This is a genomic window from Marinobacter sp. G11 (assembly GCF_021282325.1).
GTDB classification, from domain to species: domain Bacteria; phylum Pseudomonadota; class Gammaproteobacteria; order Pseudomonadales; family Oleiphilaceae; genus Marinobacter; species Marinobacter vinifirmus.
In genome coordinates, this window is the sequence record NZ_JAJSPB010000008.1 from 66,904 (window position 1) to 88,868 (window position 21,965).

At 59.7% G+C, this 21,965-nt stretch carries 20 protein-coding genes; 9 read left to right on the forward strand and 11 right to left on the reverse strand.

What is annotated here, in order from left to right:
- Positions 1-109 precede the first annotated feature (109 nt).
- The 6 genes from LWH94_RS07310 to LWH94_RS07335 all read left to right on the forward strand — a co-directional run bounded on the left by LWH94_RS07310 (position 110) and on the right by LWH94_RS07335 (position 5,290).
- A complete protein-coding gene (locus LWH94_RS07310) occupies positions 110-1,183 on the forward strand; it encodes an extracellular solute-binding protein (RefSeq protein ID WP_232901713.1) in 1,074 nt (357 codons plus the stop codon).
- Positions 1,184-1,188: 5 nt separating this feature from the next.
- Positions 1,189-2,283 carry an ABC transporter ATP-binding protein gene (locus LWH94_RS07315; RefSeq protein WP_232901714.1) on the forward strand — a complete coding sequence of 365 codons (1,095 nt, stop codon included), beginning with the start codon at positions 1,189-1,191 and terminating at the stop codon, positions 2,281-2,283.
- Complete coding sequence (locus LWH94_RS07320) at positions 2,280-3,140, forward strand: ABC transporter permease (protein ID WP_232901715.1); 861 nt, start codon at positions 2,280-2,282, stop codon at positions 3,138-3,140. Before LWH94_RS07315 ends, LWH94_RS07320 begins: the two co-directional genes overlap by 4 nt.
- A 4-nt stretch (positions 3,141-3,144) precedes the next feature.
- The gene (locus tag LWH94_RS07325) at positions 3,145-3,999 is read left to right on the forward strand and encodes an ABC transporter permease (RefSeq protein ID WP_022989608.1); all 855 of its coding nucleotides are present in this window, start codon (positions 3,145-3,147) and stop codon (positions 3,997-3,999) included.
- A 65-nt stretch (positions 4,000-4,064) separates the two neighbouring features.
- Complete coding sequence (locus tag LWH94_RS07330) at positions 4,065-4,496, forward strand: hypothetical protein (RefSeq protein ID WP_232901716.1); 432 nt, start codon at positions 4,065-4,067, stop codon at positions 4,494-4,496.
- A gap of 74 nt (positions 4,497-4,570) precedes the next feature.
- Positions 4,571-5,290: a GGDEF domain-containing protein gene (locus LWH94_RS07335; protein WP_232901717.1), complete on the forward strand. Its 720-nt coding sequence runs from the start codon at positions 4,571-4,573 to the stop codon at positions 5,288-5,290.
- A gap of 3 nt (positions 5,291-5,293) precedes the next feature.
- Here the strand turns inward: LWH94_RS07335 and LWH94_RS07340 are convergent, their stop codons facing one another.
- The 9 genes from LWH94_RS07340 to LWH94_RS07380 all read right to left on the reverse strand — a co-directional run bounded on the left by LWH94_RS07340 (position 5,294) and on the right by LWH94_RS07380 (position 16,642).
- On the reverse strand, positions 5,294-6,706 hold the full coding sequence (locus LWH94_RS07340) for an alanine/glycine:cation symporter family protein (protein WP_058342352.1): 1,413 nt from the start codon (positions 6,704-6,706) through the stop codon (positions 5,294-5,296).
- A gap of 137 nt (positions 6,707-6,843) precedes the next feature.
- Entirely contained in the window at positions 6,844-7,287 is a 444-nt protein-coding gene (locus LWH94_RS07345) for a universal stress protein (protein WP_022989605.1), read from the reverse strand.
- A 32-nt stretch (positions 7,288-7,319) separates the two neighbouring features.
- Complete coding sequence (locus tag LWH94_RS07350) at positions 7,320-8,606, reverse strand: TRAP transporter large permease (protein WP_232901718.1); 1,287 nt, start codon at positions 8,604-8,606, stop codon at positions 7,320-7,322.
- A 36-nt stretch (positions 8,607-8,642) separates the two neighbouring features.
- Positions 8,643-9,239, reverse strand: coding sequence for a TRAP transporter small permease (locus tag LWH94_RS07355; RefSeq protein WP_232901719.1), 597 nt, complete (start codon positions 9,237-9,239; stop codon positions 8,643-8,645).
- Between the two features lie 114 nt (positions 9,240-9,353).
- A complete protein-coding gene (locus LWH94_RS07360) occupies positions 9,354-10,382 on the reverse strand; it encodes a TRAP transporter substrate-binding protein (RefSeq protein ID WP_232901720.1) in 1,029 nt (342 codons plus the stop codon).
- A gap of 139 nt (positions 10,383-10,521) precedes the next feature.
- Complete coding sequence (locus LWH94_RS07365) at positions 10,522-11,061, reverse strand: YqiA/YcfP family alpha/beta fold hydrolase (RefSeq protein WP_232901721.1); 540 nt, start codon at positions 11,059-11,061, stop codon at positions 10,522-10,524.
- A gap of 29 nt (positions 11,062-11,090) precedes the next feature.
- A complete protein-coding gene (locus tag LWH94_RS07370) occupies positions 11,091-12,080 on the reverse strand; it encodes an LLM class flavin-dependent oxidoreductase (protein WP_232901722.1) in 990 nt (329 codons plus the stop codon).
- A 126-nt stretch (positions 12,081-12,206) separates the two neighbouring features.
- Entirely contained in the window at positions 12,207-14,036 is a 1,830-nt protein-coding gene (gene nadN, locus LWH94_RS07375; RefSeq protein ID WP_232901723.1) for an NAD nucleotidase, read from the reverse strand.
- A 125-nt stretch (positions 14,037-14,161) separates the two neighbouring features.
- Complete coding sequence (locus LWH94_RS07380) at positions 14,162-16,642, reverse strand: ExeM/NucH family extracellular endonuclease (protein WP_232901724.1); 2,481 nt, start codon at positions 16,640-16,642, stop codon at positions 14,162-14,164.
- Positions 16,643-16,822: 180 nt separating this feature from the next.
- On the opposite strand from LWH94_RS07380, the gene LWH94_RS07385 reads away from it, so the two are divergent.
- From LWH94_RS07385 to LWH94_RS07395, 3 genes are all read left to right on the forward strand, one after another.
- A complete protein-coding gene (locus LWH94_RS07385; protein WP_232901725.1) occupies positions 16,823-17,371 on the forward strand; it encodes a glutathione peroxidase in 549 nt (182 codons plus the stop codon).
- Between the two features lie 68 nt (positions 17,372-17,439).
- Complete coding sequence (locus tag LWH94_RS07390; RefSeq protein WP_232901726.1) at positions 17,440-18,588, forward strand: mechanosensitive ion channel family protein; 1,149 nt, start codon at positions 17,440-17,442, stop codon at positions 18,586-18,588.
- A gap of 23 nt (positions 18,589-18,611) precedes the next feature.
- Positions 18,612-19,370 carry a putative 4-mercaptohistidine N1-methyltransferase gene (locus tag LWH94_RS07395; protein WP_094624471.1) on the forward strand — a complete coding sequence of 253 codons (759 nt, stop codon included), beginning with the start codon at positions 18,612-18,614 and terminating at the stop codon, positions 19,368-19,370.
- A 139-nt stretch (positions 19,371-19,509) separates the two neighbouring features.
- Here the strand turns inward: LWH94_RS07395 and LWH94_RS07400 are convergent, their stop codons facing one another.
- Positions 19,510-20,196 carry a response regulator gene (locus tag LWH94_RS07400; protein WP_232901727.1) on the reverse strand — a complete coding sequence of 229 codons (687 nt, stop codon included), beginning with the start codon at positions 20,194-20,196 and terminating at the stop codon, positions 19,510-19,512.
- A complete protein-coding gene (locus LWH94_RS07405) occupies positions 20,193-21,806 on the reverse strand; it encodes an ATP-binding protein (RefSeq protein ID WP_232901728.1) in 1,614 nt (537 codons plus the stop codon). Before LWH94_RS07405 ends, LWH94_RS07400 begins: the two co-directional genes overlap by 4 nt.
- Between the last annotated feature and the right edge of the window lie 159 nt (positions 21,807-21,965).

Consider the following 21,965-nt stretch of genomic DNA (forward strand, 5'->3'; position numbering starts at 1 on the left):
CTCCGTTTTTGTATCCGGGTTTCACAAAACTGAAATACATGGTCTATAACTTCCTGATAACAAAACGTTAGCGAAACCGCATAACACTGTTTCAGGGGAATGAACGACCATGGCACTGCGCAAGACACGGATATCAGCACTGGCCACCCTGCTGGCCGCCACGACCGCCTCCGGTAACCTTCTGGCTGAAGAACTTCGACTGATCACCTGGGGTGGCTACGCCCCGGATGAGGTGGTGGCCCAGTTCGAAGAAGAGACCGGCATTGATGTGCAAATTACCCTGTCCAACAACGAAGACATGATCTCCAAGCTGCGGGCCACCGGCGGTGCCGGCTTCGACCTGGCCCAGCCGAGCCAGGACCGCATCGTGGGCGTGCAGCGCCAGTTCAACATCTACAAGCCTATCGACTACAGCCGGGTTAATACCGATCAGCTGCAGCCGTCGATGGTCAAAGCCACCCGGGAATCGACAGCCCTGAACGGCCAGTCCTTCGGGGTGCCGTCTGTCTGGGGTACCAGTGGATTGATCGTACACAGCTCGGTGGCAGACACCGTTACTGACTACACCGACCTGTGTGACCCGGCCGTGGCCGGCAAGGTCAGTTACCGACTCAAGCGCCCGACGCTCATGGGCTTTGCCTTCGCCATGGGCATGGACCCGTTTGCTGCCTATAACGATCGCGACGAGTACCAGTCCATCATGGCGAAAGTGGAAGACAAGCTGATCGACTGTAAGGCTAACGTGAAAACCTACTGGACCGGCGGCGACCAGTTGCTGTCGTTGCTGCGTACCGGTGAAGTGACCGCCGCCATGGCCTGGGATGCCGGTGGCTGGAAGCTGAACGCAGAAAACCCCGAGATCCGCTTTGTGGCCCCGGAATCCGGTGCCCTGGGCTGGATTGACACCTTTGCCATTCCCCGCCGCAGCGAGAACGAAGAGGCCGCCTACAAGTGGATCAACTTCGTGATGCAGCCGGAGATTGCGGCGAAAATTACCAATGCGTCCGGAAACTTCACCGCCTCCAAAGGCGCCGACGAGTTTGTGAAGGCCGAGCTGCGGGATGCCTACCGGCTGAGCTTCAACGACGAAGCCATCGACAATATCAAGTGGTATCCGCCGGTACCGCCGGGGCTGGAAGCCATGGAAGGGCAGGTGCTGGATCGCGTCCAGGCAGCCAACTGATCCTTATGGCAACCGAGTCTGACCTGTCCTGTAACGGGCTGATCCGCCGCTTTGGCAAAACCGCAGCGGTGGATCACATCTCGCTGGATGTGCCGGCCGGCACCTTCTTCTCCATTCTGGGGCCTTCCGGCTGCGGCAAGACCACCCTGCTGCGGTTGCTGGCGGGCTTCGACAAGCCGGATGAGGGCGATATCTTCATCCGCGGCCAGCGCATGAATGACGTGCCGCCTAACAAGCGCCCGGTGAACATGGTGTTCCAGCACCTGGCGCTGTTCCCCACCATGACCGTCGGCGATAACATCGGCTATGGCCTGAAACGCCGAAAGGTGCCCGTGGCCGAGCGCCGCAAGCGCATTGCCTGGGTGCTGGAGCAGGTGGGCCTGCCCGGGCTGGAGCACCGTAATCCGCAGGAACTCTCCGGCGGCCAGCGGCAGCGGGTGGCCCTGGCCCGTTGCCTGGTGCTGGAGCCCACCCTGCTGTTGCTGGATGAGCCGCTTGGTGCGCTGGACCTGAAGTTGCGGGAACAGATGAAGGTGGAGCTGAAACACCTGCAGAAGCAGTTCGGCACCACCTTTGTGTACATCACCCACGACCAGTCCGAGGCCATGGTGATGTCGGACCAGGTGGCGGTAATGAAAAGCGGCCGCTTTGAACAGGTGGCGCCGCCAGAGGAGCTGTACCGGGAACCCGCCACACCCTTCGTGGCGGGGTTTGTGGGGGATAACAACCGGCTCTCCGGAGAGGTCGTCACCCTGGCGGACAACATGGCCGATATCCGGCTGGATAACGGCGACGTGGTTCGGGGCCGGCTTGCCGCCAACGGGCTGTCTAACGGTGACCGGGCCGAGCTTTATGTGCGCCCGGAATCCCTGATGTTCACCGGTGAGGACCTGAAAGACGGCTTCTGTGCCATGCAGGCGAAGGTACTGACCACCCTGTTTGACGGTGCCAACAGCCGGGTTGAGGCAGAAAACGGCGGCCAGCCGGTGTTTGCCCGCCTGCCGCAGGATGGCACCGCACCGCGGCTGACCACCGGCGAGCCGATCCGCCTGGCCTGGGACCCGAAACTGGCGCGGGTATACGGAGCGGGCCAGTCGTGAATACCTCCGCCGGCCGTTTGTCTCTCTGGTTGCTGTTAACGCCGTTTCTGCTCTGGATTGTACTGCTGGTACTGGTGCCGCACCTGCAGATGTTGCGGGTGTCGTTCCAGGTGCGGGAAAGCTGGGATACCCTGGCCTGGGGGCTGGAGCAGTATCAGAATTTCTTCAGCGAGTCCTATTACTGGCGAACCTTCGTGCGTACCGGGGTGATGTCGCTGTTCACCACCTTCCTGACCCTGCTGATTGCCTTCCCCATTGCCTGGTACATTGCCCGCCTGGCCCGGGGCCGGAGCAAGGGCATCCTGTTCCTGGCTTGCCTGATCCCGTTCTGGGCCAGTGAGTTAGTACGTACTTACGGCTGGATGATCCTGCTGCGGGAAAGCGGCCTGTTCAGCTCCTGGCTGCAGGCGCTGGGCTGGGTCGACGGCCCGGTGGAGATGCTCTACAACGATGTGGCGGTGATTATCGGCCTGGTCTACAACGGCCTGCTGTTTATGGTGGTGCCGCTGGTCACCACACTGGATGGCATGGACGAGAACCTGGTGGAGGCCGGCTACGACCTCGGCGGTGGCCACGCCACTGTGCTGCGGGAAGTGGTCATTCCCTGGGCCATGCCGGGCATTGTTTCCGGCTGTATTGTGGTGTTCATGCTCACCCTCGGCAGTTATCTGACACCGATACTGATGGGTGGCAAGGATAGCGCCTGGTTTACCGAGCAGATCTTCACCCAGTTTATTACCCGTTTTAACTGGGAGCAGGGTGCCGCACTGGGGGTCTTGCTGCTGGTGTTGTCATCACTGATGGTGTGGCTTGGCCTGAAACTGACCGGCCAGTCGCTGCGCAAGGTGATGGGGTGATGCCATGATCCGTTCCGTGCCCCGGTCCCGGTTGTTTGACGCCCTCTACCTGGGCTACCTGGTGGCGTTCTTTGTATACCTGGCCCTGCCGCTGCTGGTAACGGCCGTATTTGCCTTCAACGACTCACCCTTTCCATCATTACCCTGGCAGGGCTTTACCCTGGACTGGTACCTGGCCGATGGCAGTGAGGGGCGTACCGGGCTGTTTCACGATGACAGTTTGCTCGGCGCTCTCTGGGTCAGCACCAAGATCGCCTTCTGGGTCACCCTGGCCAGTGTGGCGCTGGGTTGCGTGAATGCTGTGCTGTTCGAGCGCTTGCAGTTCCGGGGTAAGGAATTCCTGTATCTGTTAATGCTGTTGCCGCTAGTGATTCCCGGGGTCATTCTGGGCGTGTCCATCCTGGTGTTCTACAGCGGCACCGCCAATGAAGTGTCGCGGCTGTGGGGTATCGAACTGGATGTGTTCCGGCCCGGTATGCCCCTGGTGGTGATGGGCCAGGTGACCTTTATCACCACACTGGCTACCCTGGTGATCGGCGCCCGGTTGCGCAAGTTTGACCGGCAACTGGAGGAAGCCGCCCTGAACCTGGGGGCAACGCCGCTGGTGGCCTGGTTTACCGTTACCTTGCCCTGGTTGCTGCCGTCCATTCTGGGCGCGGCCGCCATGGCGTTCCTGATGTCCTTCGAAAACTTCAACACTACCGTGATGCTCACGGGCAGCGATACGCCGCTCACCGTGGCGCTGTTCAATCGCCTGCGGGAAGGTTCGACACCGGTTCTCAATGCGGTGGCGCTGTTCCTGATGGTGGTGTCGGCCCTGCTGGCCCTGTTTACCCTGCGACAAAAAGGCTCAGGCTAAGCGGGTTCTGTCGCGGTTGGTTACGGTCTATACTGCCTGAACAATTCATATAAGCAGGTTTAATCTTGCGTGCGGCCAATCGATTCTCGCTTCTAGCTTTCCTGGTCAGCTTTGTGCTGCTGTGTCTGCCGTTAATCGGTCAGGCTGCCATGCAGCCGGTGGATGAAGGCTGGCAATACCGCTGGGGGGATTCACCCCTGATGCCCGATGGCACTCCGCAATGGATTGTGCAAGACGAACCGGGGCAGTGGCACGACATTGGTTTTCCCTCCAATCCTCCCGACCGGGCCGGCCGCGAGCACGCGTGGTTCCGGGTAACCCTGCCGGAAGGCGAGTGGTTTTCCCCCATGCTCTACATATACAGCGTGGATATCATTGTGCAGGCCTGGTTTCAGGGCGAGCTGCTCTACCAGTATGGCACCTTTGATGAACAGGGCCGGGGCCGGTTTGAAGGCTGGCCCTGGAGAGCCGGAAAAGCCAGAAACTGGCGGATCTGATCTCCGGAATCCAGGACTGCGAGGCACTGGAGCAAGCCTTTGGGCTGCTGGTCCGGGCCCTGCCAGGGCTTTACATGCCGATGGCCGGCAGTTTCTACCGCCGCAGGCCGGATGGCGGCTATGTGCGTGAAGCACTACGGGGGCCGGCGGCCGAAACCGCCTTTCCGGCACGTCTCGACAGGGGGCTGCCTTCATTGAAGGAGACCACGCTGCCATTGCGCAGCCAGGCGTTACCCGACCCGTTATGCTTTTTGCTCAGGGTAGAACCCGGGCTGACCGGCGGCAGCCCGGAGGGCGTGCTGTTACTGGCCCATCCCAGATTGCCTGAAAGCCTCAAGGGTTATGGCACGGTGCGGGTTGTGGCCTGGGTTTACCAGTCGGTGGAGAAACTCGGGATTACCCTGTCCGGCCTGGCGCTCAGGGAAGAATTGCAGCGTTTCTCCTACGAGGACGGACTGACGGGCCTTAAAAATCGCCGGCATTTTGATGAACTGTTCCGCCATGAACAGGAAGTTTCCCGGCGCAGCGGGCGAAGCCTGAGTTTGCTGATGCTGGATATTGACCATTTCAAACGCTTTAACGATACCTACGGCCACGAAGCCGGAGACGAAGCCCTGAAAATGCTCAGCCGGGTGCTGGCACGGCATTTCCGGGGTAGCGATACCGTGTGCCGGTATGGCGGTGAGGAGTTTGCTGTGCTGCTGCCGGGAGCTACGTCTGCCGAGGCTACCGAACGGGCCCTGTACCGGGCTAAACATGCCGGCCGCAACCGGGTGGCTGCGGCCGAAGCATGAAGGTCAGTGCCAGATATTGCTGTCGATTTTCTCGTGCAGCTCCGGGTAATCCTGTGACTTGAAGTGGGGCACCAGGCCTTGCTTGCGCTGGGCCAGGTAGTCCTTGGTCAGTTTCACCACGGTACCGGACAGCAGCACGATGGCAATCAGGTTGATGGTCGCCATCAGTCCCATAGAGGCATCGGCCGCGTTGAACACGGTTACCACAGCCTCGTAACCACCCCAGACCACCATGCCCAGTGCCGCCAGGCGCAGAATAGTCAGGCCCAGTGTATTGCCGCCCTTCAGGTACACCAGCGCGTTCTCGGCATAGGTGTAGTTGGCCACAATGGAGGTAAAGGCAAAGAACAGGATGGCGATGGCAATGAAGTAACCGCCGAAATCCCCCAGATGAACTTCCATGGCCTGCTGGGTAAGCTGGGTGCCGGTTACGCCGGAACCTGGCTCCAGAACGCCGGCCAGCAGGATCATTACGGCAGTGGCGGTACACACGATAATGGTGTCGATAAACACGCCGAAGGCCTGTACCAGCCCCTGTGAAGACGGGTGGTGCGGAGCAGGTGTGGCCGTGGCGGCGATATTCGGGGCAGAACCCATGCCTGCCTCGTTGGAGAACAAGCCGCGCTTGATGCCGTTGAGCATGGCCGCGGTGATGGAACCGGCCGCGCCACCGGCGGCTTCTTCAAGGCCGAATGCGCTCTTGACGATCATCGCCAGGATGCCCGGCACTTCGGTGATGTTCATGGCCATCACAATCAGCGCCAACAGCACGTAGGCACCGGCCATGAACGGCACCACAAATTCCGCGAAGCGTACAATCTTGCGCAGGCCGCCGAAAATCACGATGCCGGCAAAGAACGCGATCGCAATACCCACGCCCAGTTTCGGTGTACCGAAGGCACCTTCCATGGCATCTGCAATGGAGTTGGCCTGTACTGCGTTGAATACCAGGCCGAAGGAAATGATCAGGCACACCGCAAAGATGGCGGCGGCCCAGGGCGCTTTCAGGCCCTTGGCAATGTAGACCGCCGGGCCGCCCCGGTACTGGCCTTTGCCGTCACGCACCTTGTACAGCTGCGCCAGGGTGCTTTCGGCATAGCCGGTGGCCATGCCTACCAGCGCCACCATCCACATCCAGAAAATGGCACCGGCGCCACCCAGGTAAAGGGCGACCGCCACGCCGGCCAGGTTACCGGTACCCACCCGCGACGCGAGGCTGGTACACAGGGCCTGGAACGGCGAAATACCGTGTACATCGCTCTCGCGGGAACCGCGGATGGCACGGACCATTTCGCCAAAGTTGATGAACTGCAGAAAGCCAAGGCGAATGGTAAAGAAAACACCCACGGCCAGCAGGCCGTATACGAGGACGTAGCCCCAGAGAATCGAATTAAGAAAATCGACAATTGCAGTCATGGAGTGACGCCTTGTGATTTGTGGATGAAAGTTAACGAAGTCGCGGGGAAGTCTAGCACGGTGAAATTACAGGCAGACTGCGGAAATCCGTGATTGCCGGGCTGCTGGGGATGTGCAGCCCGGCCTGAGTGGTGGCCTCAGACCACCAGTACCGGGCACTTGGCCTGGGAGGCCACCCGGTGGGACACACTGCCGAGGAACATGCCGTCTTTGTCGCTGTTGGTGCCCTTGGTGCCAACCACGATCAGGTCTGCTTCCTTTTCCTGGGCAAACTTCACAATCACCTTGGACGGCCTGCCCGCTTTCACGAAACCGCGCACCTTGGTAGCCCCATGCTCTTTGGCAAACTCCTTGGCATGGTTCACCACCTCCTTGGCGTAGTCCGACAGCACCTTGTCCGGGATGTCCATGTCATCCGGACGGCCAATCGAGAGCGAGGCCTCGAACAGGCTGTGGTGTTTGTAAACACAGATGATGAAAATTTCCGCATCCGGTATCAGTCGCTGCAGCTCGATGGCCTTGTCCAGGGCCTTCAATGAGGTTTTGGAACCGTCTACGGCAGCCAGAATTCGTTTGAACATACCAGTCTCCTGTCAGTGGCCGGTTGCCCGGTTCAGTCTCGGTAAGCCAGGTCCCGCAGGAACAGCGCAATATCCGGGAAGGCAATGATCAGGCCGGCAGCAGCCACCAGCATGAAAATGAAAGGCGGCGTGCCTTTGATCACTTCCAGGTAGGGCCGCTTGAAAATCGCAATGGCGGTGAAAATATCGCAACCAAACGGTGGTGTGGCAGAGCCGATGGCCACCTGCAGGGTAATCAGTACCCCCACCAGCACCGGGTCCAGCCCGGTGGCCTGGATAGCCGGGGCGAAGATTGGCGTGAGTACCAGGATCACCACAATCGGGTCTACAAACATGCAGGCAATGAAGAAGGCCACACAGATGGCAATCAACACACCGACCGGGCCGGCATCATTCACACCTACTGCTTCAAGAATGCTTTGCGGAATCTGGGCGAAGGAGATAATCCAGGAGAAGCCGTTACCCACGGCCACCAGGATAAACACCACGGCGGTGATCAGGCCGGTGGACTTGGCAATCCGGTAGACATCGGTGAGCTTGAGCGACCGGAAAATCACAAACTCCAGCAGGAAGGCGTAGAGCACGCACACAGCAGCCGCCTCTGTCGGGCTGAAGATACCGCCATAAATACCGCCGACGATGATCACCGGGAACATCAGCGGCCATAACGCGTCGCGGACCGACAGGGCTCGTTCTTTCCAGGAGGCTTTGGGCTCGGTGGGCACGTTGTTCTTGTAGGCGTAGAACAGGCAGTACAGCGAGAACATGAACAGGATCAGCAGGCCCGGGCCTATGCCGGCAATAAACAGCTCGGCAATGGAAGTCTCGGAGATAACCCCGTAGATGATCATGCCGATACTGGGCGGGATCAGGAAGGCGATATCACTGGCGTTGATGATCAGCGCCAGGGTGAAGGGATCGGAATAACCGGCTTTCAGCATCTTGGGGCGCAGGGGCGAGCCTACCGCCACGACCGTTGCCTGGGTTGAGCCGGAAACTGCACCGAACAGGGTGCAGGAGGTGGCAGTACTGATCGCCAGGCCACCTTTTACGTGGCCGATGAACGACATGACCATGTTGATCAGCCGGTCGGCCGACTGGCCCCGGGTCATGATATCGGCGGCCAGGATAAACATGGGCACCGCAATCAACGACGCCGGCCGGATGCCACCCATCATCTGCTGGACGAATGTGCCCATCTGGCCGAAGCCGTCAAACATCATTACAAAGCCGAACACCGCAGCGGTGATCAGCGGGATCATCATCGGGAAGCCCAGAAGCAGCAGCCCGATCATGATAATCATCATCATAGTTGCCATGGTGTGAATATCCTTAGTGGTTCGGGTTCATGCGCTTCAGACTTCGGTTTCTGTATCGGCGTAACCATCCACCACACCCGTCGACAGATAAACGTCTTTGCTGGTGAGGTTTTTGATGGCGGTCAGGAAATACTGGATGCCGGTGATGGCAAAACCGACCGGTGCCCAGACGTAGATCCACCAGATGGGCAGGCCCAGCGCCGGCAGGATGCGACCACGGCCGTACAGGGTTTCGATGTAGCCGTAGGAGTGATAGCACAGGAAGAACATCACCACGGAGGTGAACAGGGCAATAAAAATCATCAGAACCTTGCGGCCCTTGGCGGGAAAGGCATCGTAAACGGCAGACATCCGGATGTGGCGGCCGTGGCGGGCAGCGTAGCCGATGCCGGCAAAGGTAATCAGGATAATCAGGATCCGGTTGATCTCGCCGGAGAAAAACAGGCCTTCTCCGAACACAAACCGGGCAATCACGTTAACGCAGGTGTTGACCGCCATGAGGATAACGCCGCCGGCCAGCATGACGGCTTCAATCCTGGCAATCCATTCATCAATAGTGCCCAGAAACCCGGGCAAACCGGATGCATAGGCACCGGTATCGTCTTCCACAGCCTCCTGAGGACGCTCAGACATGGATGGGGTACTCCGAAACAGGTCGCTCCCGGCCGGCAAAGTCCCCGGCGGGGCGGGGTTGAACCAGGGCCGGACAACAAGGGGTGGCCGTGGCCACCCCCTGAATCCTGCCGGTTAGTCTTCCTGGACTGCCTTGAGGTCGGCCTTGAACTGGTTCAGCAGTTCCTGACCACTCTCACCGGTCATCTCGATGAACTTGTCTTCCACCTGCGGTGCCCGGGCACGGAAGGCTTCGATCTGTTCTTCGTTCAGACGGGTAACGGTAACCTCGTCGCTGGCAGCCTTGATCTTCTCAAGGGCTTCGTCGGCCAGGCCGTCGATGTGTACGATGATTTCCTCAAACGCGAAGTCTGCGGCATCCTGCACCAGCTTCTTGTCTTCGTCAGACAGGCCGTTGTAGAAATCCTGGTTCGCCATCATGGCGGTGGTGAACCAGCCGTGGCCGGTGAAGACCAGGTTCGGAGATACTTCGTACAGTCCGCCGGACTCGATCCAGAAGATCGGGTTTTCCTGGCCCTGGATCATATTGGTCTGCAGGGCACCGTACACTTCACCCCAGGGCAGCGGGGTGGGCGTCGCGCCGAAGGCGGAATAGGTTTCAGACAGAAGCGGGTTGGTCATAACCCGGATCTTCTTGTTCTTGAATTCCTCGGGGGAGGTGACCGGCTCGTCTACAGTCACCACGAATTCACCTTCCGGGTACATCTTCAGCAGTTCCAGGCCCTGCTCGGAGTACAGCTGGGGGAAGTCTTCGTTGATGGCCTCGGACTCACGGAAAAACTCAATCACCGTGTCCATGTCGGTGGGCATCAGGTACGGAATGAAGAAAATCTGGGCTTCGGGAATCAGTGAGCCGGTAAAACCGGGGGACTGGTTCACGAAGTTGAGGATGCCAGCCTGGGTCTGTTCCATGATGTCGTCAGACTCGCCCAGCTCACCGAAACGGAACACCTGCAGGGTGTGGTCGGAGTTCTCTTCGATGTATTCCTTGAATTTGTAGGCGTAAACGTCTTGAACATCGCCCTCGTATTCTTCGTGGGCGTAGCGCCAGTTGGCTGCATTTACCGCATTGGCTGCGGTCAGACCGGCAAACGCCAGTGCTGAAATACCCGCCAGTTTCCTGAATTTGCTTGTGCTGTTCATCGCGTTGTCTCCGCTCTTTTTTTCAGTTAATTCCTTGTTACCTTTTTTTAGACTGGCAAAACAAAGCGGTTTTCGCAAGGAAATGACCGAAATCAGGAAACACTGGCGGCAGGTTTCGCGGTATCGCAAGTCTATGAATTCAGACTTTATTCGGATTTTTGAGACAGGTTTCGAGGAATCGGTGGAACTCCCGGGCCACCCTGTCGACACTGTTCTCCAGCCGGTGCCCGTCTGGCATTACCAGGGTTTCGAGGCGCTGCTCACGGGCCAACTCCAGAACCGGCATCACAGGTACGACATCATCATCCCAGCCATGAATGATGCGGGTATAACGGGCGCCAATCACCGGGCTTGATTGCGGATATTTCGGCAATGCCAGTGCCGGCGCCAGCAGAAAACAGCCCAGTACCGGGGTGGTGGCGCTGGTTTGTGCGCACACCCAGCCACCCATGCTGGAGCCGGCCAGGATGGTCCGCTCTGGCACGGCGCCGGCACTTTCAATGGCGGCTCGCATCTGCTTTAGCCGGACTGCCGGGTCTTTGCTGCTGCGGTGATCGATGGCCTCGGCCCGCACGCCATCAAACTCTTCAGCCACCGCTTTCAGGGCCTGGATCTTGGTGCTGCCCGGGCCGCTTTCCAGGCCATGGGACAGAAACACGAAAAACGGTTGTTCGGGCATGTCAGGCTCCCTGCATTCGGTCAGTCGGTTCAGGTTCGGGTTTGGGCCAGGATGTCGAGGGCGTGGCGGCGCTGGGCCGGCTCGTAGATATCAACGGTGAACATCAGCTCCTCCACCTGGATATCCGACAGCAGTTCGTCAAGCTGTTGTTTCAGGTCATCGGCGTTACCGATGACCTGCAAGCCCAGAAAATCCTTAACCCCGGCTTCTTCAGCGGCGTTCCACAGGCCATCCATGGACTCCACCGGCGGCTTCATCCACAGCGGCTGGCCACGGAACAGCGACAGAATCCGCTGGTAGCTGGTGGTGCTCAGGAATTTGGCTTCTTCCATGGAGTCCGCCGGTACGGCCGGAACGGCCAGCATGGCGTAGGGCTGCTGCAGCTGCTCGGAAGGCTGGAAATTATCCCGGTACACCCTGAGCGCTTCGCGATACAGGCGCGGTGCGAAGTGGCCGGCAAAGGCATAGGGCAGCCCGCGCATGGCGGCCAGCTGGGCACTGTACAGGCTGGAGCCCAGCAGCCAGATCGGCACGTTGGTGCCGGCGCCGGGAATGGCTTTGACCGGCTGGCCCGGCTGCAGCGGCCCGAGCAGGGTTTGCAGGCGAGCGACGTCTTCAGGGAACTGCTCCGCGCCCAGACCCTCCCGGCGCAGTGCCCGGGCGGTAATCTGGTCGGTGCCCGGCGCCCGGCCAAGGCCCAGGTCAATGCGGCCCGGGTACAGGCATTCCAGGGTGCCGAACTGTTCGGCAATCACCAGGGGCGGGTGGTTGGGCAGCATCACGCCACCGGAACCGACGCGGATGCTCTCGGTCTTGCCGGCAATGTGGCCCACCAGTACCGAGGTGGCAGAACTGGTGATACCTTCCATGTTGTGATGCTCGGCCAGCCAGAAACGCTTGAAACCAAGCTTCTCGGCATGCTGGGCATAGGCCACGCTGTTGGCCAGGGTGGTGGAGACGGAATCGCCTTCGCGGACGGAGGCCAGTTCGAGCAGGGAAAAATCGGGTTTAATGGACATGGGGCTCCCGGATTCTGAAGAAAGTGCGGTGTGCGAAGTCACAACATGGCGCTTCGGGCCGGTTTCTTCAAGGGCGGGATGACTGGAGGCAGGAGAATCCGGACGGGCCGGACTCTCCTGCAGGCATTACTGGACAGGCCCCAGATAGGATTGAGTGGAGTACTCGTCCAGGGCGGGCTTGCTGAGAGTGCCTTTCTCTTTGACGTAGTCGACAAAGGACTGGGCATAGTCCAGGAAGGTGTCGACGGAACGGCCGTCGTCGGTGACAGTGCCAAAGGTGATGTAGCCGTCCTGGCCGCCACCGGTGAAGCTGTTGGTGACCACATTCAAGGTATCGCTGTCGGAGAGGTTTCTCCAGCTTGTTTCATTGCGGGGTTTTACCTCAATGTTGAAGAGCCGGTCACTTTGCTCGCGCGTCATGTCGACATCCCAGCGCAGTCCCGCGGCATAGGGGTAGGCGCCTGAGGAACCGCCTTCAACATGGGCAAAATCCACGGCTTCGTTCAGCACCTGCCGGATCTCCTCTCCGGTCATGGTCAGGTCCACCAGAGTGTTGGCAAACGGCAGCAGGGTATAGGCATCGCCAATGGTGATGTCACCGGCCGGAATATCGGTACGGACGCCGCCGGCGTTCTGGATAGACACATCGGCATTTTTGCTCAGAAAGAGGAACGCCTGAGCGACAAGGTTGGCAATATCGCCGCCATTCTGACTCGTGGTTTCGGCGCAGCTTGGAAGTTCGCTACGACCTTGCCCGGGAATGCGCTCCAGGCAAAGGTCTTCACTGGCCGTACCAACCACTTCATTCCGGAAAGTATCCAGCTGGCTTGTGTAATAATCCAGACGCTCGGCGGCCGTTGCGTCCTCTTCCACAACGCTCAGCTGGGGGTCCTCCTCGATGACGGCCAGGATTGCGGCAAGCTCACCGGCCTCGGGCGTGTACTCGGTGCCCGATTCATCTTCCCTGACGATCTCGTCACCCAGCAGCAGATGGGGCGTGCCGGAGCAGGATTCGATCACACCGTTGGCGTCCCAGCTCACGGCCAGTTCACCAACAACCTGGGCGTACTGCCAGGCCTGGGCCACACAAACCTGGTCGCCATCGGCGTTTGTTACCTGGGTTGGATAGAGGCCAGACGCACTCAGGCCGTAGGCATCAAAATCGCCCAGCAGGGTGTGGGAGTCACCGCCGATGATCACATCGACGCCGGACAGTTTCTCGGCCAGTGCCAGGTCGTTGTCATACTGGTAGTGAGTCAGCAGAATGATCTTGTTGATACCAGCCGCTTCCAGCTCATCAATCATTTTCTGGGCGGTTTCGGCTTCATCCAGGAAAACGGTGGTGCTTAGCGGGCTGGAACTGTTTTGTGTTTTGGTGGCAATGTCGATGCCGATAATACCGACCCGCTGGCCGTCAATGTCTTTGATGGTGTAGGGCTGGAGGTAGTCATCCTGGGCTACCGGAGCCAGCGGTGTGCCGATCTGTGGCTGAACGTTGGCCGCCAGCACCGGCGTGTTGCAGCTGCCCGCCGCCAGGTCGTCGAGGAACTGAACCAGCCCCTCGTCACCCCGATCAAACTCGTGGTTGCCCAGAGCAAAGGCATCGAAGCAGGCCAGGTTCATCAACTCGGCATCGGCTTCACCCTCAAAGGAGGTGAAGTACAGGGTGCCGGTAATGGCGTCACCGGCATGGAGCTTGAGCACGTTATCCAGTTCGGCGGCGCGTTCATTGATCTTGGCGATCACGCGAGGGAAGCCGCCGGCGCTGAACTCGGTTTCCTGACCGGCAATGGTCAGCGATTGGGAGCCGGCTTCCAGCTGGGAGTGAGTGTCATTGATGTGCAGGATGTTGACGGTAAGCCCTTCGGTTTCTGTTGCGGGTGTATCGTCGTTATCGCTGTTGCAACCGGTCAGGGCAATCAGTGAGATTGCCAGCCAGAGTCCGTGTCGTGTCATTTTCCTGTCTCCTGTTGATGAATCCGCACCATTGTTGAAAGCGCAGGTTTCAGTCTTGTGATGGTTTGATTGCGAAAAGAAGGCGGCGCCCGTACAGGACGGACGCTGCCTCAGAACGAGCTTGTTTAGTGGCCGGTCAGCACGCGAATCAGGGTGCTCAGGTCCTGGTGGTCAACGCGACCATTGCCATCGATGTCATAGGCTGGGGGCGTGGCTCTGCCGAAGATCAAGGCCAGAACCAGTCGGGGCAGGTCCCGGCCAGTGACACGGCCATCGCCATTCAGATCTGCCCGGTCTGCCGGGGTTCGGGTGTCCAGCTTGAGGGCAACGATGACGGGATCGTGGTCGGAGGCCCGGTAGGCATCAGGTGCATAGAAGCTGGCCTGTTGTTCCGGCGTCTTGAACTCGGTGTTGTAGTCCAGGGCCCTGGGCTCGTCGGCGTTGATCGGCCAGACGGTGGCATCAACCACTTTGCTGGTGAGGGTCGGGTTGGCCAGGGCATGATCTAGGTACCCTGCCTGGCCATAGAACACATAAGAGTACGCCTGTTCGCCAACATGGGTGGTCAGCAGGTCGGTGAAACCGGCGGTGGCAAGCGCCTGAATCGGATCTTCCTGGGCATAGGCATTCAGGTCACCGATGATCAGCGTATCCTGTTCGCCAGTGCCGGTGGCATCACCAGCCAGCCAGGTGGCTAACGCCTGGGCCGCCTGTGTGCGAACCGGGTTCCAGCAGCTCTGGCCATCGTTCTGGTCTGCGTTGCTGCCCTCGGCGCTGCCGCAGCCTTTGGATTTGAAGTGGTTGACGGCAATGGTGACGCCATCGTCGGAACCCTTAAGGCGGAAAGTCTGGGCCAGGGGCTGGCGGTTCAGGTCGTCAAACGGGGCTGCGCTCAGGGTGGCGGCATTGCCAACGGTCTCCACACGGTCAGAGCGGTAAAGCAGGCCAACGGCAATGTCGTCATTACCCAGTTGCGCCAGGTCAGGATCGACCCACTGCCATTCGGAACCCAGGGCCCCGGCCAGTTCGGCAATGGCACTGTTCTGGCCATAGCCGTCGTTTTCGATTTCCATCAGGCCGATGACATCGGCATCAAGCGTGGTCAGGGCACTGACCAGCTTCACGGTCTGGCGGGCCAGTTCTTCCGAATTGTCTGCTCCCCTGGCTGTCGGGAATCCGCCGCCCATGCCGTCACCATTGAAGAAGTTCAGCACGTTGAACGAGGCCACCACCAGGTTGCCGCGATCTTCAAGCCTGGGCTCGGTTGTGCGTGCATTGGCCTGGCTGAAGGACGGGCTGGCGGTGGGCTGCAGGCGCCATTCCGAGAAGCGGTAGTCGAGAATGCCGACAAGGTCCTGGACGGTATCGCCAGCGCGCACAGTCTGGCTGGCGCTCAGTTGCGGTGTCGGATAGGGCACGACGGGTGGGTTCTGGCGGTTACTGGCGTCGTCCAGAATAATCCGGTCCAGCGCATTCAGCTCAGCTACCACGGCAGCATCCGCTCCAGGCTCCGCCACATTGGTGGGGATAAAGTGGCGGCCACTGCCCAGAGTCAGGCTGCCGTAACGGCCGAGATCGTAATTGTCGTTCACCACAAGCGGTGAGCCGAATTGTACCCGCATGGATTCAAAGGCTTCCGGAGCGGTTGCATCGGCCCAGGGCAGGGAGATCTGAGCGGCCGGTGGTAGCTCCGCGGTGCCGCAGCTTTCGGTACCGCTCAAATTGGTCAATTCGGTCAGGCCATTGTATTCGGTGACTTCACCGGCAAGCCGCAGGCGCTGGCCGGGCTCGGCGTTCAGAGTTGGCGCATAGACAAACAGGCCTTCGGAGGTGGCAGGGTTGTCGTCGCGGTCTGAGGATTCTTCCTCCACAAACACGCCGCCAAGGCCATCGTCAGTGTTGAAGGCGGCCGTAACCACGGCTTCGACCACAACGTGCTGGCCGGCAACCGGGCTGGTGTCACTCTCGCCCTGAATGTCCGAAATACGAGTGGCGGGAGCGCCACAGGTCAGGTCCGGCGTGGTCGGTGGCTGGCCTGAGTTATCGTCATCCTTGCCGGCGGTGCCCAGATCGTCGAAGCTGTTCCGGGGAAAGCCATCAAAGACCGTGGCCGGGTCGTAGGCGTCATACGCATCGGTATCGGCCACGGTGCCGGCACGGCGGCGCAGGGTGCGATCCTGGGTTAGGGCGTCGCCGGAGCCCCAGTAGCTGCCTGGGTCTGTGCCGACCTGGCCGATACTGTCGGCAACCGTGCCGCCGTTCAGGAGTAGAACCGCGTCGTCGCCGTTGAACAGGCCTGCGCCGGTGGTCTGATCCGCCACGGCGAGAATCGCCGGATCCGCGGCGCTGTGGGCGAAGACGAAGTTACTGCCCGGAGCAATCGAACCTTCCAGGTTGAAGGTTTGACCGGGCGTGGTGCTGCCGTTGAACAATATCTGCAGTTCCCAAGCGGCGAGATCCACCGCAGCGTCGCCGGTATTTAGAAGTTCAATGGCCTTGTTGTTGCTGGAGCCTTCCACATACTCGCTGATCACCAGCGACGCCTGTGCTGTTGATGCCAGAAGGCCGCTAATCGCGGCTGCCAGCAGCGTTTGTTTCATGGTCATGGCACGGTCCTTGTTACGGTGATGTTGTGTGTTTTATCACCATAATTTGATCGTGTTGTGTGACGATGACATGTGAGTTTTGTGAAGGATGCTTTGCCGGTTTGTGTCATTACTGGGTATGGGGCTTGAACAGTTTGGTGTCCCGATGCGTATAGAAAGCATGCGTAAACAGGAGGGCAGATGATGCGTTGGAGAGTCGTGAAGTGTGTGAGCCTACTTTTGCTGCTGGGTTTGACGGTGCCGGCGGTTGCCGGGGAATGCCCGGACTTTCTGGACCATGAACAACGCAAGCTGCACTCGCGGGATTCGGTAAACCTGTGCGAGGTGGCTGCCGGTAAACCGATGCTGGTGGTGAATACCGCCAGCCGTTGTGGTTACACCGGTCAGTTTGAGGGCCTGGAGGCGTTGCACCAGCAATACAAGGATCGCGGCCTGGCGGTGGTCGGGTTCGCCAGTGATGATTTTCGCCAGGAGGCGGACACTGAGGAAGAAGCGGCCAAGGTTTGCTTCGTAAACTTCGGCGTGACTTTTACCATGATTGCACCCACCCCGGTGACCGGTGAGCAGGCTAACCCGGTATTCCGGGAGATTAACCGCCAGGCAGAACAGCCGCGCTGGAACTTCACCAAGTATGTGCTGGACCGGAATGGAAAGGTGGTTGAGCGTTTCCCGAGCCAGGTCAGGCCGGATGATCCCGGATTGATCGAGGCCATCGAGGCGGTTCTGTGATACCAATCCGGAATAACCGTCTACCATAACAGGCATGGGGCATTGAAACGTGTCACAAGGAATTGTCTATGGCAGAGAGTATTTTTGGTGCTGTCCGTGATCAGATGAAACAGAACCTGTCCGATACCCTGAACGCCTTTGGCGACGGGCAGGCGGACTGGGCGGAATTCTCGGTGTATGCCCTCAGCCAGTTGCTGATTTCGGCGCTTTACCTGGGCTTTTTGCTGGCGGTGTATGCGCTGGTGATCAGCCTGGCGCGCGTTGTGGTGGGCAAGCAGCGGGCCGCGCAGCCGCTCTTCGGGCATGCCCGTACCGGTTTGCGCTATCTGTTCGGGTTGGGTGCAGTGCTGGTGATCATGGCCCAGTTCGGGGCGGCGCCGGAATTGCTGAAATCCATGGCCCGGGCCGGGCTGATGGCCTTGGGGTTCTTTGTGGGCTGGCTGGTTGCCGGCCGGCTGATCCGGGAAGCCATGAGCCGCTACCGGCTGGATCCGTCCATCCGGCAGCTGGTGGAAAACCTGTTCTCTGTGCTTACCGCTACCTTTGCGGCGGTCACCGTGCTGGCACAGTTTGGCTTTGACGTGGTGTCGATTGTGGCCGGGCTCGGTATTGTCGGTATTGCGGTGGGCTTTGCGGCTCAATCGACCCTGTCCAACTTCATTGCCGGCATTACCCTGTTGATCGAACGGCCATTCCGGATTGGCGACTGGGTGACCATCAACGGCCAGGACGGAAAGGTGGTCAAGATAGCCCTACGCACCACATGGCTGCGCACCCGGGACAACATTTTCACCATGATTCCCAACGACAGCGTGGCGTCTTCCGATATCGTCAATTACAGTGCCGAGGGCGCGACCCGGCTGAATATTCCGGTGGGCATCGCCTACAAGGAGTCTGCCAAGGCGGCCCGGGAGGTGATCATGCCGGTGCTGCTGGCGCATCCGGAAGTGCTGCAAAGCGCCGGTATGGAACCCCGGGTGGTACTGAAAAACCTGGGCGATTCCTCGGTAGACCTGGAAGTGAAAATCTGGATTACGCCGGATAACCTGGATGTTCAGCCCAGAATCATGGCCGATGTGCTGGAGCAGATTAAGGAAGCACTGGATGACGCCGGCATCGAGATTCCTTTCCCGCACCTGCAGCTGTTTATTGATGAAGCCAAGGGCCTGAAACCCCTGGTGGAACCGCTTTACCCGAAACTGGCCGGCAAGTCCTGACCTGCCGGTACGAGGAGAACACAATGACGGAGCCGACCGGCTACTACGAAGACAACACCACCCTGGCCCAGTACCTGGAGTTCCACTTTGGCGAAAGCTGGCATGGCGAGGCGAACTTTCCGAAAGAGCTGGCGGATGCCGCCATGGAAGCTCTGGACGGCCGGCAAACCTGCCGGGCCCTGGATATTGGTTGCGCAGTAGGCCGGACCACGCTTGAACTGGCGCGGCATTTTGACCATGTAGACGGCGTGGATTTTTCCCAGACCTTTATCAACAAGTGCCGGGAAGTCATACGCGACGGCGCTGCCCGCTACGCCAGGCCCGAAGAAGGGGAGCTGGTGAGCTATCAGGAGCGCTCGCTGGAAGCCCTCGGGCTGTCAGACGCGGCGCGCAGGGTGGCGTTTCACCAGGGTGACGCCTGTGAGTTGGGTGACGATTACCGGGATTACGACCTGGTGCTGGCGGGCAACCTGATTGACCGGTTATACAAGCCGTCCCTGTTCCTTGAAACCATCCACGAACGCATCAACGACCTGGGTCTGCTGGTGATTGCCTCGCCCTACACCTGGCTGGAGGAGTACACACCGAAGCAGGAATGGGTGGGCGGTTTCCTGAAAGATGGCGAACCCTACAGCACCCTCGATGGCCTGAAAGATAGGCTGTCGCCCCGTTTCCGGCTGCTGACAGAGCCCCGCAGCCTGCCGTTTGTGATCCGGGAGACCCGTAACAAGTTCCAGCACAGCTTCTCGGAGCTGACCGTCTGGGAAAAGTTGCCGGCTTAACCGATATTGTCACGAAAGGGTCACATGGGGCGGTTATTCTGACCACTCATCAGGACAATGCATTGTGTTGGTGCATCGTGTGATTACTTCAGCCGGGGTTCTTCCCCGGTTTTTTTATGCCTGAAAAAGACCGGGCAGGTCAGGCCTTCGGCAGGTACTGGCGTTCGGGCCGGCCAACGGAACCGTAGGCTACCTCGGCGCTGAGTTCGCCAGTGCCGACCAGGTATTCCAGGTAACGCCTTGCGGTGGTTCGGGACGCGCCCATCTCGGCGCCCATGTCTTCCGCATTCCAGCGGCTGCGTTGTGGCAGAAGGTCACGAACCTTGTCCAGGGTCAGGCCGTCTATGCCTTTGGGTAGTCGTTGGCGGCCGGTGTTTGCAGGCGCGGGGGTGGCTCTGGGCAGCAGGGCATCGACTTCGCTCTGGCCCAGTTGCTCAAGGGCAGACAGCTTGTCGAGGTGGCTCCGGTAGCGTTCGATGGCCTCGTGCAGGCGTTCGAACACCAGGGGTTTGAGGATGTAATCGAACACGCCACCGCGTAAAGCGTCGCGCAGGGTGTCTACTTCCTTGGCGGCGGTGATCAGGATAACGTCGCTGCGGCTGTTGGCCGCCCGGAGTTCCCGCAGCAGGTCCAGCCCGTTGCCATCGGGAAAGTAGACATCGAGCAGAATCAGGTCCGGCTCCAGGATGTCAGCCTGATCCCGGGCATCGGCCAGGGTGTGGGCGATGCCGCAGAGTTCCACCATCTCCATCCGCTCGATAAAACGGCGCTGGATCTCTGCAATCTTGCGGTCGTCTTCAACGATCAGAAGCCTGACAGGCATCACAGGCTTTCTCCTTCTTCCTGATACTTTGGCAAATACAGTGTAAACCGGCTACCGCCGGCGGGCAGGTTTTCAATGGTGACCGAGCCACCCCAGCGATTCAGGAACTGTTGTACCAGGTACAGCCCGATGCCATGGTCTTCGCCCTTACCGCTGACGCCGCGCTCGAAAATGGTTTGCTGGACGGCATCGGGTACGCCGGGACCCTGGTCCTCGATCTCGAAGATCAGCTCATCGCCAAGGTCTGTCATCGACAGGCGTACCCGGCCATTCTCGCCGGTATGTTGGCGGGTTGCTTCAAGGGCATTGTCGATCAGGTTGCCGAGCACGCTGACCAGCTGTTCCCGGGGCAGGTTGGCTGGAATATCTTCCATGGCGCTGTCCGGATCTATGTCCAGGTTCAGCCCCATTTCCCTCGCCCGGTTGTACTTGCCCAGCAGGCAGCCGGCAATGACTGGGTCGGGTACGGCTTCCAGCAGCAGTTTCAGCAAGGACTGGTGGTCGCTGACTTCGCTTCCGATCAACGTGAGGGCTTCGTCGGTCGCACCGATCTGGATCAGGCCGGCAATGGTGTGCAGCTTGTTGGAGTATTCGTGGGTCTGGCTGCGCAGCGTGTCGGCGTACTGCTGGATGCGGGTAAGCTGCTGGCTGACATGGTGCAGCTCGTCACTGGGCCGGAAGCTGGTTACCACGCCGATCACTTCGTTGTTCTGGCGCACCGGCAGGCGGTTCACCACCATTTTCCGGCCCCGTAGCCAGACTTCCCGGTCAAAGTCTGGCTTCCGGGTTTCCAGCACAGACAGCAGGGTACTTTCCGGCAGAATTTCAAGGATGGGGCGGCCGGCGAGTTCGGTTTCTCCAGGTAAGTCCAGGTTGGCACAGGCGGCCCGGTTAGCCATGGTGATTACGCCGTCCCGATTGACGGCAATGATGCCTTCACGCACGGATTGGAGGGTGGCTTCCTGCTCTCGGAACCGGCGGGCAATTTCTTCCGGCTCAAGTCCGAAAATGGCCTTCTTGAACCGGTTGGAGATAACGATCGCGGAGATCACCGTCGCCAGGATCATCAGCCCGATCACCCCATAAAACACCAGGTTGTAGCGCTGGATGGTGGCGTCGACCTGCTCAAGGCTGTAACCCACCGAGACAATGCCGATAATGCGGCCGGTTTCCGGATCGATCACCGGGGCCTTGGCCCGCATGGATTCGCCCAGGCTACCCCTGGCGCGGGCCACGTAGGATTCGCCGTCTTCCAGGGCGCGCCGGCCATAGTCTCCGTCGTCATCGGCCATCGAGCGGCCGAGTCGTGTGGGGTCCGGGTGGGCCAGGCGTAACGCCTGCCTGTCTCCGATCACAACAAACAGTGCCTGGTTGGTGGCGGTCAGGCGCGAGGTGGTTCGGTTCAGGGCAGGAATGTCCCGGCGGTTGATGCCGGCGATGACCGAGGGGGCAGCGGCAACGGTTCTCGCTACCATCAGCGCACGTTGCTCGGTCTCCTCATACAGGGACTGGCTAAGGTAATAGCCGGCGATGCCGCCCACCAGCAGGGTCTGGATGATGCCAGCCAGCCCCAGAGTGAGGATCATCCTGGTTTTCAGTCGGGTTTTGCGCATGCTGGGTCTGAATCGGGTTCTTTTCGTTATGGTATCCAGAGTAATGCATCAGGGCCGGATACACCCGTGCCCTTTATGAACAAAATGTTTTTTTTACTTTTTAAAGGCTTTACGCACACAAACTTCAAGACTGCCCTGCTCAACTTTTAACCTGCCTCA

Bases quoted from the DNA above. Each gene is read 5' to 3' on its own strand.
- nadN (WP_232901723.1), bottom strand. From the start codon at position 14,036: ATGACACGACACGGACTCTGGCTGGCAATCTCACTGATTGCCCTGACC.
- LWH94_RS07310 (WP_232901713.1), top strand. From the start codon at position 110: ATGGCACTGCGCAAGACACGGATATCAGCACTGGCCACCCTGCTGGCC.
- LWH94_RS07350 (WP_232901718.1), bottom strand. From the start codon at position 8,606: ATGGCAACTATGATGATGATTATCATGATCGGGCTGCTGCTTCTGGGC.
- LWH94_RS07405 (WP_232901728.1), bottom strand. From the start codon at position 21,806: ATGCGCAAAACCCGACTGAAAACCAGGATGATCCTCACTCTGGGGCTG.
- LWH94_RS07345 (WP_022989605.1), bottom strand. From the start codon at position 7,287: ATGTTCAAACGAATTCTGGCTGCCGTAGACGGTTCCAAAACCTCATTG.
- LWH94_RS07325 (WP_022989608.1), top strand. From the start codon at position 3,145: ATGATCCGTTCCGTGCCCCGGTCCCGGTTGTTTGACGCCCTCTACCTG.
- LWH94_RS07395 (WP_094624471.1), top strand. From the start codon at position 18,612: ATGACGGAGCCGACCGGCTACTACGAAGACAACACCACCCTGGCCCAG.
- LWH94_RS07380 (WP_232901724.1), bottom strand. From the start codon at position 16,642: ATGACCATGAAACAAACGCTGCTGGCAGCCGCGATTAGCGGCCTTCTG.
- LWH94_RS07390 (WP_232901726.1), top strand. From the start codon at position 17,440: ATGGCAGAGAGTATTTTTGGTGCTGTCCGTGATCAGATGAAACAGAAC.
- LWH94_RS07335 (WP_232901717.1), top strand. From the start codon at position 4,571: ATGCCGATGGCCGGCAGTTTCTACCGCCGCAGGCCGGATGGCGGCTAT.
- LWH94_RS07365 (WP_232901721.1), bottom strand. From the start codon at position 11,061: ATGCCCGAACAACCGTTTTTCGTGTTTCTGTCCCATGGCCTGGAAAGC.
- LWH94_RS07355 (WP_232901719.1), bottom strand. From the start codon at position 9,239: ATGTCTGAGCGTCCTCAGGAGGCTGTGGAAGACGATACCGGTGCCTAT.
- LWH94_RS07385 (WP_232901725.1), top strand. From the start codon at position 16,823: ATGATGCGTTGGAGAGTCGTGAAGTGTGTGAGCCTACTTTTGCTGCTG.
- LWH94_RS07360 (WP_232901720.1), bottom strand. From the start codon at position 10,382: ATGAACAGCACAAGCAAATTCAGGAAACTGGCGGGTATTTCAGCACTG.
- LWH94_RS07340 (WP_058342352.1), bottom strand. From the start codon at position 6,706: ATGACTGCAATTGTCGATTTTCTTAATTCGATTCTCTGGGGCTACGTC.
- LWH94_RS07370 (WP_232901722.1), bottom strand. From the start codon at position 12,080: ATGTCCATTAAACCCGATTTTTCCCTGCTCGAACTGGCCTCCGTCCGC.
- LWH94_RS07315 (WP_232901714.1), top strand. From the start codon at position 1,189: ATGGCAACCGAGTCTGACCTGTCCTGTAACGGGCTGATCCGCCGCTTT.